The following is a 12,572-nucleotide window of genomic DNA, read 5'->3' as shown; positions in this document are numbered from 1 at the left end:
ACTGGCGGCGACATAGCGCAATTGCGTGCAGCCCGCAAATCAGGCGACGCGTTCATGCAGCCGGTCGCGCGGCAACATAGGGCGAACCTTGTTCGAAGCCTGCCATTCGCGATCGAGAATCGCAAAGTGCATCTCTTCGTCCCACTCACCCTGAAACAGGGCATGTTCGCGATAATGTGCCTCGAGGCGCATGCCGAGCTTCTGCATCAGCTTGGCGCTGTGATGATTGCGCCCGTCGCAGCGCACGAACACGCGATGAATGCGGAAATGGTCGAACGCAAGATCCAGCATGGCGGACAGCGCTTCGGTCAAAAACCCATTGCCGGAATGGGCGGGATCGATCACGAAGCGCAACTCGCCCTGCCCGGCCGTCGCGTCGGACCAGTGCAGCGACACATGGCCCAAAAGCGCATTGTCGCTCTTGCGCTGCATGGCGAGGGTCAAGGTGTCGCCCGGCCGCTGCAGCCCGATTTGGTTGCGCATGATATCGACACAGGCATTCACGTCTTCATTATACCGGCTCGGCCGTGCCAGATAGCGCTGCACGCCTGGAAGCAGATGATAGCGGGAAACCAGCGCCACGTCTGAACGATCAAAGGGACGAAGCGCCAGTCGCTTCGTGGAGATTGGAAATTTCAAGCCAGACATAATGCACACCGCCCCTTAGTTAACGTCGTCGAAACGCTCGGCGTCACAACGGCGTGGGGCTATGGAAGTTCCTGCAACAATTACAAGAATTTACATCAGCTAATGAAAGGGCGCAAAAAGCCTCGTCGAGCGATTTGCATCGGCCGTGAAAGGGACGCTTGAGGTGAAACGCGCAGGGCTCTTATTCAGTTCGCCACTCGCGGTGAAGCAGAGCATAGATGAACTCCTCGTCCCATTCCCCCTTGAAAAGTGCGTGCTCGCGGAAATGTGCTTCCCGCCGCATTCCGAGCCGCTCCATCAGGCGCCAGGATGATGTGTTCCTCGCGTCGCACCGGGCAAAGATCCGGTGCAGTCCTGCGCCTTCGAACCCCAGGGCGAGAAGGGCGCGGGCTGCCTCGGTCGCATAGCCTCGCCCTTGATGCATCGGGTGAAATATCCAGCCGATCTCGCCTTGCCGGGCATCGGCAGACCGCCACACAAGCGACATTTCGCCGACGAGCCTAGCGCGTTCCACCTCTTCGACGGCCAGCACGATCTTGTCGCCCTCCTGGTGAAACTCGGTCTGCAGCACGCGCTGATGAATGGCGAGGGCGCACTCCTCCCGGCTCAGCGGCGGATCGAAGAGGTAAAGCGCCACGTCTTCGCGACACCGATACTCGTGAACGGCATCCACATCGCCACGCGTAAACGGCCGCAGCCGCAGCCGTGGCGTGACGATCGGATAATCGGGAAGGTAACTCATGTTGTGCCTCGCGGGCGCACTTTCGATCAAGCTATCCCGTCTGGCAAGGCGCTTGCCGGCTGCCAAAGGGCGTGCGAGCTTTCGCCGATGAGTGAAGCACGGACAACCCTCGAAAACACGTTAGGCCGTTGTGATTGTGGTGCCGTCACCGTTAGCGTCACCGGTCGTGTTGTTTCCATGTTCCAGTGCGCCTGCGAGAACTGCCAGCGCAGCTCGGGCGGCGGACACTCTTCCGTCGCCCTTTTCGAGACCAGTGCCGTCCACCTATTGGGCCCGACGAATAGCTACAAAAGATCAGCCGCTTCAGGAGCGACGTTCACTCGGCACTTCTGTCCGCGATGCGGCACCACGGTCTGGGCCCTGAGCTCCCGCGCCCCCGGTCTCATCATCCTGCCCATCGGCATTTTCGCTGGCGCCAATACCTGGTTCACGCCCAACCAGTTGATCTTTTCGCGCGATCATCGCCCCTGGGACCTCATCGAAACGCACCTTCCCCGTCACGAAACCTATCGTGGAGCGTCAGGCGCATGAGCATGGCATCCGAAGAACTCAGCGACCGGGTACGAGCCCTTCTGCCGCCTCATGCCGCCATTCGCGAGCAAAAAATGTTCGGCGCCCGCGCCTTCATGCTCAATGGCAATATGCTTGTCGCCCCCACCAAGGACGGCAGCCTCCTGGTGCGCGTGGGCAAGGACGGTATGGATGAAGCGCTCGCTCAACCCGGCGCGGCCGTCATGGACATGGGCGGCCGCAGCATGAGCGGTTTCATCCTCGTTTCCGGCGACGCGCTCGAGGATGACGACCAGCTTGCCGGCTGGATCGGTCGCGCCCAGCGCTTCGTTCTCACCCTTCCCGCAAAATAGTTTCCGCCGGCCGGCATGGCCCCTTGCCCAGCTCGCCTTTGCGCTTTTTGCTCATGATGCTATAGGGGCACCGCAGCTGGCCGAGGGGCCGGACAACGACATTCCAGGGAGTTATCTGATGAGCAAGATCAAGGTTGCCAATCCGGTTGTGGATCTCGACGGCGACGAAATGACCCGCATCATCTGGCAGGCGATCAAGGACAAGCTCATCCATCCCTATCTCGATCTGCCGATCGAATACTACGATCTCTCCGTGGAAAACCGCGACGCCACCGACGACCAGGTGACGATCGATTCCGCCAATGCGATCAAGAAGCATGGCGTCGGCATCAAGTGCGCGACCATCACTCCGGACGAAGCGCGCGTCGAGGAATTCAAGCTCAAGAAGATGTGGAAGTCGCCCAACGGCACCATCCGCAACATTCTTGGCGGCGTGATCTTCCGCGAACCGATCATCTGCAAGAACGTGCCGCGCCTTGTTCCGGGCTGGACCCAGCCGATCATCGTTGGCCGCCACGCATTCGGCGACCAGTACCGCGCCACCGACTTCAAGTTCCCCGGCAAGGGCAAGCTGACGATGAAGTTCGTGGGCGAAGACGGCACTACCATCGAGCATGACGTGTTCGATGCGCCTGGCGCCGGCATTGCCATGGGCATGTACAACCTCGATGACTCCATCACCGATTTTGCCCGGGCGTCCATGAACTACGCGCTCAATCGCGGCGTTCCCTGCTATCTCTCGACCAAGAACACCATCCTCAAGACCTATGATGGACGCTTCAAGGATATCTTCCAGGAAATTTACGAGAAGGAATTCAAGGAGCAGTTCGAAGCCAAGAAGATCTGGTACGAACACCGCCTTATCGACGATATGGTCGCCGCCGCGCTCAAGTGGTCCGGTGGATATGTCTGGGCTTGTAAGAACTATGATGGCGACGTGCAGTCCGATACCGTCGCCCAGGGTTTTGGCTCGCTCGGCCTGATGACCTCGGTTCTGATGACGCCCGATGGCAAGACCGTCGAGGCAGAAGCCGCCCACGGCACCGTCACCCGTCACTACCGCCAGCACCAGCAGGGCAAGGAGACCTCGACCAACTCAACCGCGTCGATCTTTGCCTGGACCCGGGGCCTGGCACACCGCGCCAAGCTTGACGACAATGCCGAACTCGCCAAGTTCGCCGCGACTCTCGAGAGGGTAACTGTCGACACGATCGAGGAAGGCAAGATGACCAAGGACCTCTCGTTGCTCGTCGGCCCTGATCAACCCTGGCTCTCGACCATCGGCTTCCTCGATGCGATCGATCAGAACCTGCAAAAGGCCATGGCGTAAACCACAATCGCCTGAAACAACGAAGGCCGGGTGTTGGACCCGGCCTTTTCTTTGCGCTACTCGTCCACCCGAGATCGGACAGGTGCAATCTTGTATGCTAGATGAGCCCGGTTGATTCATCTCTTTCCGTGGTGCGCAAGATGCCCGTTGGCGTCATTCTGGCCTTCATCGCCTATGCCAGTTTCTCGATCTCCGATGCGCTGATCAAGGCGACCGGCCCGGCGCTATCCGTTTTCGAGATCGCGTTCTTCACGACCACCTTCTCAATCATCCCCACCATGCTCACCAAGCGCGGCGAGCGCTGGCGCGACATCTACCGGCTTCACCACCCCTATCTGGTGCATCTGCGCTGCGCGACCGCCATTACCGGCACGGCCTGCGTGATGTACGCCTTCACCCACATTCCCTTTGCCGATGTTTATGCCATCGGCTTCACCACTCCCTTGTTCGTCACCCTCCTGTCCGTGCTCGTGCTCCGCGAAGTCGTCGCCGTGCAGCGCTGGGTTTTGTTGTTCGTCAGCTTCCTCGGCGTCATTCTGGTGATCCGTCCGGGTCTGCGCGAGCTCGAACTGGGCCACTACGTGATTATGGCCGGCGCCTGTCTTGGCGCGGTGACCACCACCATTCTGCGCCACGTTGCCCCGAAGGAGCGCCGCGTCAGCTTGATTGGCCTGCAGGTTCTTTACTCCGGCATCTTCAACGGCATTCTGATGATCCCAAGCTTCGTGCTACCCACGCTCGAGCAGCTCGCCTTGCTTCTCGGCATCGGCCTCCTTGGCGGTGTCGGTGGACTCCTGTTGATACAGGCCAGTAAGCAGACCCCCGCAAGCCTGATCGCGCCGGTTCAGTATAGCCAGCTGATCTGGGCCATTCTTTTCGGCGCCATGTTTTTTGGCGAATACCCCGACTGGGTTTCGATCCTGGGCATGCTGATCGTGGTGGGCGCAGGCCTTCTTAACGTTCTCAGCGAACGCCGCCCCATCCGCTGGAAGCCCCGTGTCTTCTTCTTCCGCATCGGCGAATGACAGCGAGGCACAAAAAAGCCGCGGTAGAACCGCGGCCTTTACCTTCCGGATCCGAAGAGATCAGATCAACGAGCGGATCGCCGAAACGGCGTCTTCAGCCTTGGAGCCATCGGGACCCCCGCCCTGAGCCATGTCCGGGCGCCCGCCGCCGCCCTGCCCGCCAAGTGCTGCGGTAGCTGACTTGATCAGCGTACCGGCCGAATATTTGCCGGTGAGGTCCTCGGTCACTCCGATCGCAACAGTACCCTTGCCGTCTTCGCCCTTAAGCACAATGACAACGACGCCAGAGCCGATCCGCTTCTTTTCGGCATCGACCACGGTCTTGATGTCCTTGGCCGCGACACCCTCGACTACACGCCCGACAAAGGTCACGCCATTGACAGTTTCCGTCGCGCCGCCGCCTTCGCCGCTGCCGCCCAGTGCCAGTTTTTGGCGGGCATCGCTCAGCGCCTTTTCCGCGCTCTTGAGCTGGTTCTGCAGCGCCTCGATCCGGTCGAGCACGTCATGCGTGCCCGAACGCAGGAGCCCAGCCGCCGACGACACGATGTTCACATTCGTATTGCCGCGGTGGCGCGCTGCCTTGCCGGTCAGCGCTTCGATCCGGCGGACACCGGCCGCGACCGCGCCTTCGGAAACCACCGACACAAGGCCGATATCGCCGGTTCGGCGCACATGCGTGCCGCCGCACAATTCGACCGACCAGCCGAGACCGTTGCCGGTCGGCTCGCCCATCGAGACGACACGCACCTCGTCACCATACTTTTCGCCGAAAAGCGCACGCGCACCGGATTCCTTGGCTTCCTCGACGCCCATCAATCGCGTTTCGACCGGAGTATTCTGAAGAATGATCTCATTGGCAATGTCTTCGACCTCCGCCATCTCCTGCGGGGTCATGGGCTTGGTATGAACGAAGTCGAAGCGCAGCCGATCGGCAGAAACCATCGAGCCTTTCTGTGCGACGTGATCACCCAGAACAAGACGAAGCGCCTCGTGCAGCAGGTGCGTCGCCGAGTGATTGGCACGGATCGAGGACCGGCGTTCATGATCGACAACCAGCTCGACCGCCTGCCCGACCTTCAACGTGCCTTCACTCACCTTCACCTTGTGGCTGAAGACACCGTGATGCTTGCCGGTATCCAGCACCTCGGCACTGAACCCTTCACCCCTGACAAGACCGGTATCGCCGACCTGCCCGCCACTTTCCCCATAGAAAGGGGTCTGGTTGACAATGACGACGCCCTCTTGGCCTGCCGTGATCGACTGCACCTCTGCGCCATCGACCAGCAGCGCCTTGATCTCGCCTTCAGCGCGCTCCGTTTCATAGCCCAAAAACTCGGTGGGACCGATTTTGTCGGCAAGGCCATACCAGACCATGTCGGTCGCTGCCTCGCCCGAGCCGGCCCAGTTCTTGCGCGCCTCGGCCTTTTGCTGGGCCATTGCCGCGTCGAACCCGGCCTGATCGACCGTGATATTGCGGTTGCGTAGCGCATCCTCGGTCAGATCGAGCGGGAAGCCATAAGTATCATAGAGCTTGAAGGCCGTGGCGCCGTCGAGCACTGCGCCTTCGCCCAGTTCCGCCGTCTCCGCTTCGAGGATCTGCAGCCCCCGTCCAAGCGTCTTGAGAAAGCGTCCTTCTTCGAGCCGGACGGTTTCAGCGATCATCGCCTCGCCACGGCTCAACTCGGGATAGGCCTGACCCATTTCCCGAACCAAAGTCGGCACGAGCTTATGGATGGTTGGCTCGCTCGCGCCCAGAAGCGTTGCATGACGCATGGCGCGCCGCATGATCCGGCGCAGCACATAGCCGCGCCCCTCGTTGGAAGGGAGCACGCCCTCGGCGATCAGGAAGCTCATGGACCGCAAATGATCCGCGATCACGCGCAGGCTGCGATTGCCTGGGCCGTTTACATCTGCATTGCTGGCCTGAGCTGCCGCGCCGATCAGCGCCTTGAACAGATCGATGTCGTAATTGTCGTGCACACCCTGCATCACGGCGGCGACGCGTTCGAGCCCCATGCCGGTATCGATCGAGGGGCGCGGCAAGCCGCTGCGCGACCCATCGGCATGCTGCTCGAACTGCATGAAAACAAGATTCCAGATCTCAATCCAGCGATCGCCGTCTTCTTCCGTAGAGCCCGGCGGGCCGCCCCAAACCTTGTCGCCATGGTCATAGAAGACCTCCGAACACGGCCCGCAAGGGCCAGTATCGCCCATCTGCCAGAAGTTGGACTTGGCGCCGAGACGAACGATCCGGTCTTCGGACAATCCGGCAATCTTCTTCCACAGCTCAAGCGCTTCGTCGTCGTCCTCGTAGACGGTGACCATCAGCTTGTCGCGCGGCAGGCCCCAATCCTTGGTGAGGAGCGTCCATGCCAGCTCAATGGCGCGATCCTTGAAATAGTCACCAAACGAAAAATTGCCCAGCATTTCGAAGAAGGTGTGGTGCCGCGCTGTGAATCCGACATTGTCGAGATCGTTGTGCTTGCCGCCGGCGCGAACGCATTTCTGCGCTGTCGTCGCTGTCGAATAGGGGCGCTTTTCGACGCCTGTGAACACGTTCTTGAACTGCACCATGCCCGCATTGGTGAACATCAGCGTCGGGTCGTTCCGCGGCACGAGCGGGCTCGAGGCAACGGCTTCATGGCCATTGCGGGCAAAGTAATCGACAAAGCTCGAACGGAGGTCGTTAACGCTGGTCATCAACTAGCTTTCATGCGGGGTGGACTGTCATGTCCAAGGAAACGTGGCTTTCTATCGTGCAAGACGCCGGCCTGTCCAGCATTGCGGCAAGATTGGGGAGGGACAACATCTTGACCGTGTCCCCTGCCTGATCGGGTAACTGAATACCCAAAAAAAGACCCCCGCACGTGGCGAGGGTCAAGGCATGCATGGGAGCGGTCACGCGCCGGTCAGTCGTCGCCCGAGGCGTCGTCTTCTCCGCCGGCAACCAGCAGGACTTCACCCAGCAGACCCGAACTTTCGCGCACGCCCTGCTCGATGGTTGCAGCGATCTGCGGATTGTCCTTGAGGAACTGGCGCGAATTCTCTCGGCCTTGTCCGAGACGCTGGCTATCCCAGGAGAACCAGGCACCCGACTTTTCGACAATGCCGGATTTGACGCCGAGATCGAGCAATTCGCCGGTCTTGGAGATGCCTTCGCCATACATGATGTCGAATTCGACCTGGCGGAAGGGCGGAGCAAGCTTGTTCTTGACGACCTTGACGCGTGTCTGGTTGCCGACGATTTCCTCGCGATCCTTGAGTGCGCCGATGCGGCGGATATCGAGGCGAACCGAAGCATAGAACTTGAGCGCGTTGCCGCCCGTCGTCGTTTCGGGCGAACCGTACATGACGCCGATCTTCATGCGGATCTGGTTGATGAAGATGACCAGACACTTGGATTTGGAAATCGAGGAGGTCAGCTTGCGCATCGCCTGGCTCATCAGGCGCGCCTGCTGGCCGGGAAGGCTATCGCCCATTTCCCCTTCGAGTTCGGCCCTTGGAGTGAGCGCTGCAACCGAATCGACCACCAGCACATCAATGGCGCCGGAGCGCACCAGCGTATCGGTGATTTCCAGCGCCTGTTCGCCGGCGTCCGGCTGGGAGATCAGGAGATCATCCACATTGACACCGAGCTTGCGGGCATAAACCGGATCAAGGGCGTGCTCGGCGTCCACAAAGGCGCAGATCCCGCCCTTGCGCTGCGCTTCGGCAATCACATGCAGGGCCAGCGTCGTCTTGCCAGAACTTTCCGGCCCAAAAATTTCAACGATACGGCCCTTGGGCAGACCACCGATACCAAGCGCAATGTCGAGCCCCAGCGACCCCGTCGAGATCGCCTCCACCTCGATGGCAGAATTTTCGCCCAGGCGCATGATCGAGCCCTTGCCGAAATTCCGCTCAATCTGGCTCAGCGCCGCCGCTAGAGCCTTGTCCTTATCCATCGATCCACCCTCAACAACGCGAAGCGGCGAGCTAGCCATGATTTCTCTCCTTATTTCACGCTCTCGAGCACCACGCAACGCGCGGGCACCGGAGATCGATTTGCATAGTCCGTGCGCAAACTGTTCTCATTTTGTTTCGTTCATGTCAAGGGACAAAACGAGAACAACATCGCGCATCGTCACGTGCTGATTCTCTGGATCTCGGTTATGCAAACCGCTGCTTAGAGAACCATCAACTCTGCTCGGGTGCTTTGCAACGTGCCCGGCTCCGCCTTTGCTCCCATTTTAGGTTGCGCTGCCTCCCTTGCCCCCATCACCCCTCGCGAAAAAAGATCATGCCGCCATGGTGCAGTTCGTTTTCGGAAACCAACTCGCCATCGGCTTCAAAGCCGGTATCGTCCCAATAGTAGATACTGGTGCCGGTAACCTCGTATCGGCCTTGGTAGGCGCTTCGCCACGTGCCGCGCGCTTCGTCATAGCGGCCATCCGGCAAAGCTCTTGGCGCACATGTCCGTCCTTGGTCACCCACATGCCGATAAAGGGATGCTGTTGCATGGTCATTTTCCTGTCTCGAGGCTCTCCAGTTTTTGCGGCTTGTGCCGCGCAAGGAGTTCTTCTGCCTCTGCGGCCGTGATGGTCCGGCCCGATGTGTGTTCGCGCACGATCTTCCAGTCGCCGCTCGAACGCGTGAAAACATGCGAGGTGCGGCAAAGGACGCCGCTCGCCATCCCATGGCCACGTTGCAGTCGCGCACAAAATCCGAATGCGCTCGCGGCAATGTCGCCACAAACGAGAACATCAGGCTCGGCGATCACCGCGTGCAAGGCACTGTGCATGCGGTTGAAGGAGGCTTCGAAGGCTTCGGCCCACTCGCCCGGACTGCGTGCAAGACGCAGTTCGGGATCGAAACTGTCAAAGAGCGCCACGTCCTTTGAGGCCCAGTCGTAGAATTGGCCCGCTTTGTCCTTGAACACAAAGCGTTCGCCGGGACTCTTCTCCCAGCCTTCGAGGATCCAGCGCCGCTGCAGCTCGGCTACAGCAAGGGCTTCTTTTTCGCTGTCCATGATCTACCCTCTCTGTCGGTGGCAAAAGGATTTGCTTGCGGAGAAGTTCGTTCACACCATGCCGCCATTGGCGCGAATGGTCTGCCCGTTGATCCAGCCGCCATCGGGCCCCACGAGGAACGCCACGGCCGCGGAGATATCGTCCGGTGAGCCGAGCCGCTCGAGCGGGTTCATCTTGGCCATTCTGTCGACCAGCTCGTCCGGCTTGCCCTTGAGAAAGAGTTCGGTGGCGGTAGGCCCGGGAGCAACGGCATTGACGGTGATCTCGCGGCCTCGCAACTCCTTGGCCAGAATACTCGTCAGTGTCTCTACAGCGGCCTTGGTTGCTGCGTAAACGCCATAGGTCTCAAGCTTTAGCCCTACCACGCATGTCGAGAGATTGACGACTCGCCCGCCATTCCGCAGCCGTCGAGCGGCTTCTCGGAGCGTGTTGAACGTGCCTTTGAGGTTGACTGCGATCTGCCGATCGAACAAGTCCTCGCTGCTTTCGCCGATCGGCGACAGCATCATGATCCCGGCACTGTTGACGAGCACGTCGATGCCGCCAAAGGCCTTCTCGCACTCCTGGAAGAGACGCGCTACAGCGTCGGCATCGGAGACGTCGGCCTGATATGCTGCCGCTTGTCCACCGCCTTCGGTGATGGTGCGCACGACTGCTTCGGCCTCGTCCGCGCTGCCGGCGTAATTGACCACAACACTGAACCCATCCTGGGCCAGCCGGCGGGAGATGCCCGCGCCAATTCCCCGCGAACCGCCGGTTACGATAGCCGTTCTTGTCTTTGTCATGTCGAGTTCCTCTTTCGCTGGCAGAGATGTACAGTCTGGTGGAGGACGGATAATCATGCGAAATCCGTCATCACCATCCGAGCGTCAGGAACAATGGACCGGTTCGATTGCATGCGCGTTTTCGCCCGGGTACTGGAGCGGCGCAGCTTTACCGCCGCAGCCGAAGACATGAAATTGCCGCGCTCGACCGTGACCGACGCGGTCAAGCAACTCGAGGCCCGCCTCGGTGTTCGTCTTCTCCAGCGCACCACGCGCACGGTCACACCCACCCTCGATGGCGAGGCCTATTACCGAAGCTGCCTGTCGATTCTCGCGGAAATTGAGGCGGCGGAATCGACGTTTCTGGGATCCAGACCCAAGGGCCTCTTGCGCGTAGATGTCCACGGCACGCTGGCTCGGCATTTCGTCCTGCCCCACCTGCCAGAGTTTCTCCGAACCTATCCTGAAATCGAACTCTTCTTGAGCGAGGGGGATCGGCTCGTCGATCTCGTGCGCGAGGGTATCGATTGTGTGCTGCGCGTCGGCATTCCTCAGGATAGCGAGATGATTGCCCGGCGGATTGTAACCTTGCCGGAGGTCACACTCGCATCGCCCGGCTATCTTGAAGCGTTCGGCACGCCCGAAACGCTTGAGGATCTTGTAGCCCACCGCATGATCGGCTTCCGATCCAGCGCGACTGGCGGTGTGCTGCCGCTGGTGTTCGCGGTCAACGGCAAGATGAGGGAAACGAGCTTGCCCATGGCGCTCTCCGTCAGTGCGGCGGAGAGTTACTATGCTGCATGCCTGCACGGCCTGGGGCTGATCCAGATCCCCCGCTATCATGCCGAGCCTGCCCTAGGTTCGGGTGAACTCGTCGAAGTCCTTCCTGGTTTCAAGCCGCCCAGTTCACCCGTTTCGGTGCTCTATCCGCGCGATCGCCAACTCGCCCCCCGCGTTCGCGTTTTCATCGATTGGCTGGTCCACATCTTTGCAGACGCGCGCTAGCGGAGTGCCAACCGTGATTTCCGCCGCTTGAACGACAGACAAGCAGCAAAAGTATGATTTTTGACTGGACAGCATCCGGTCCGTTGCGTTTTATGCCCGCAAGCCGTTGAAGGCCGCAGGAGGCAACAAGCATGCACCTTATCCAGTATATCGACGAGCGGGGCGCCCGCGCCGTTGCCGTAACGGAAAACGGAACTACCCGCCGCGTCGAGGGCGTGGGCAGCGTTTACGAGCTGGCGCAGATGGCCCTCAAGGGCATTGGCGGGATCGGTGCGGCAGTGGCCGCTCAGGGTCTCGGCGACACGCTCGACAAGTCAGCCTTGCTCGCCGAAGGTCGTCTCCTCGCGCCCATCGACCACCCGGACGCTGCGCACCTGCATGTCACCGGCACCGGCCTCACCCATCTCGGCTCTGCTGCAACGCGCGATGCCATGCACAAGGCCAATGGCGAAAAGCCGGCCGGCGAACTGACCGACAGCATGAAAATGTTCCGCATGGGGCTTGAAAACGGCAAGCCCAAGCCGGGCGAGACCGGCGTTCAGCCCGAGTGGTTCTACAAGGGCAATGGCCATATCGTTGCCCATCCCGGCCAGCCGATCCCCTCACCCGCCTTTGCGCTCGATGCCGGCGAAGAGCCCGAGATCGCAGGCATCTACCTGATCGATGCCGAGGGCCAGCCGCGCCGCCTCGGCTTTGCGCTTGCCAATGAATTTTCCGATCATGTGACCGAACGCATCAATTACCTTTATCTTGCCCATTCCAAGCTGCGGGCCTGCGCCTTCGGGCCGGAACTGCGCGTGGGCGATCTGCCCAGCCATATCGAAGGTATGTCGCGCATCCGCCGCGGCGGCGAAGTGCTGTGGGAAAAGCCGTTCCTCTCGGGCGAGGACAATATGAGCCACACCATCGCCAATCTCGAATATCACCACTTCAAATACGATCTCTTCCGCCAGCCTGGCGATGTGCATGTGCACATGTTCGGCACCGCCACGCTCAGCTTTGCCGATGGGATTTCCACCAAGCCTGACGACATCTTCGAAATCGAAGAGAGCCAGTTCGGCCTGCCCCTGCGCAATCCAGTGCAAATCCAGGCTGAAAAGAAGGTTTCGGTCACCGGCCTCTATTGAGCCGCATGCGGGCCTGCTTTACTGACCACACTAACATGTCAGTTAGTGCGCCACGTTCA

The 12,572-nt window shown here is 60.4% G+C and carries 12 protein-coding genes and 1 pseudogene; 6 read left to right on the top strand and 7 right to left on the bottom strand.

All coding sequences use genetic code 11. The features are described 5' to 3' along the window. Positions 1-39: 39 nt before the first annotated feature. Both BM364_RS05770 and BM364_RS05765 read right to left on the bottom strand, forming a co-directional pair. On the bottom strand, positions 40-648 hold the full coding sequence (locus BM364_RS05770) for a GNAT family N-acetyltransferase (protein WP_092422083.1): 609 nt from the start codon (positions 646-648) through the stop codon (positions 40-42). Positions 649-829: 181 nt separating this feature from the next. Beyond that, positions 830-1,390: a GNAT family N-acetyltransferase gene (locus BM364_RS05765; RefSeq protein ID WP_092423925.1), complete on the bottom strand. Its 561-nt coding sequence runs from the start codon at positions 1,388-1,390 to the stop codon at positions 830-832. A gap of 87 nt (positions 1,391-1,477) precedes the next feature. Here BM364_RS05765 and BM364_RS18860 point away from each other — a divergent pair, with 87 nt between their 5' ends. The 4 genes from BM364_RS18860 (at position 1,478) to BM364_RS05745 (ending at position 4,608) form a co-directional block, all read left to right on the top strand. Further along, positions 1,478-1,921: a GFA family protein gene (locus BM364_RS18860; protein WP_092422080.1), complete on the top strand. Its 444-nt coding sequence runs from the start codon at positions 1,478-1,480 to the stop codon at positions 1,919-1,921. Beyond that, the gene (locus BM364_RS18390; protein ID WP_092422077.1) at positions 1,918-2,253 is read left to right on the top strand and encodes a TfoX/Sxy family protein; all 336 of its coding nucleotides are present in this window, start codon (positions 1,918-1,920) and stop codon (positions 2,251-2,253) included. Before BM364_RS18860 ends, BM364_RS18390 begins: the two co-directional genes overlap by 4 nt. A gap of 118 nt (positions 2,254-2,371) precedes the next feature. Next, entirely contained in the window at positions 2,372-3,583 is a 1,212-nt protein-coding gene (locus tag BM364_RS05750; protein ID WP_092422074.1) for an NADP-dependent isocitrate dehydrogenase, read from the top strand. A 140-nt stretch (positions 3,584-3,723) separates the two neighbouring features. Further along, positions 3,724-4,608, top strand: coding sequence for a DMT family transporter (locus BM364_RS05745; protein WP_175528476.1), 885 nt, complete (start codon positions 3,724-3,726; stop codon positions 4,606-4,608). 60 nt (positions 4,609-4,668) lie between these two features. Here the strand turns inward: BM364_RS05745 and alaS are convergent, their stop codons facing one another. The 5 genes and pseudogenes from alaS to BM364_RS05715 form a co-directional block, all read right to left on the bottom strand. Further along, positions 4,669-7,308 carry an alanine--tRNA ligase gene (gene alaS, locus BM364_RS05740; RefSeq protein ID WP_092422068.1) on the bottom strand — a complete coding sequence of 880 codons (2,640 nt, stop codon included), beginning with the start codon at positions 7,306-7,308 and terminating at the stop codon, positions 4,669-4,671. A gap of 209 nt (positions 7,309-7,517) precedes the next feature. Next, a complete protein-coding gene (gene recA / locus BM364_RS05730; RefSeq protein ID WP_092422062.1) occupies positions 7,518-8,591 on the bottom strand; it encodes a recombinase RecA in 1,074 nt (357 codons plus the stop codon). A 274-nt stretch (positions 8,592-8,865) separates the two neighbouring features. Beyond that, positions 8,866-9,200, bottom strand: a pseudogene (locus tag BM364_RS05725) (Atu4866 domain-containing protein). Next, on the bottom strand, positions 9,110-9,616 hold the full coding sequence (locus BM364_RS05720; RefSeq protein WP_092422059.1) for a nuclear transport factor 2 family protein: 507 nt from the start codon (positions 9,614-9,616) through the stop codon (positions 9,110-9,112). Before BM364_RS05720 ends, BM364_RS05725 begins: the two are co-directional and overlap by 91 nt. Before the next feature lie 51 nt (positions 9,617-9,667). Then, positions 9,668-10,402 carry an SDR family oxidoreductase gene (locus tag BM364_RS05715; RefSeq protein WP_092422056.1) on the bottom strand — a complete coding sequence of 245 codons (735 nt, stop codon included), beginning with the start codon at positions 10,400-10,402 and terminating at the stop codon, positions 9,668-9,670. A gap of 93 nt (positions 10,403-10,495) precedes the next feature. On the opposite strand from BM364_RS05715, the gene BM364_RS05710 reads away from it, so the two are divergent. After that, positions 10,496-11,386 (top strand): LysR family transcriptional regulator, encoded by an 891-nt coding sequence (locus tag BM364_RS05710; protein WP_092422053.1) that lies wholly within the window; start codon positions 10,496-10,498, stop codon positions 11,384-11,386. Positions 11,387-11,517: 131 nt separating this feature from the next. Continuing rightward, positions 11,518-12,513, top strand: a complete 996-nt coding sequence (gene araD1, locus BM364_RS05705) for an AraD1 family protein (RefSeq protein ID WP_092422050.1) — start codon at positions 11,518-11,520, stop codon at positions 12,511-12,513. The last annotated feature ends 59 nt before the right edge of the window (positions 12,514-12,572 follow it).

The organism is Devosia crocina (assembly GCF_900116545.1).
Taxonomy (GTDB): domain Bacteria; phylum Pseudomonadota; class Alphaproteobacteria; order Rhizobiales; family Devosiaceae; genus Devosia; species Devosia crocina.
This window is presented reverse-complemented; position numbering and strand designations above follow the sequence as displayed.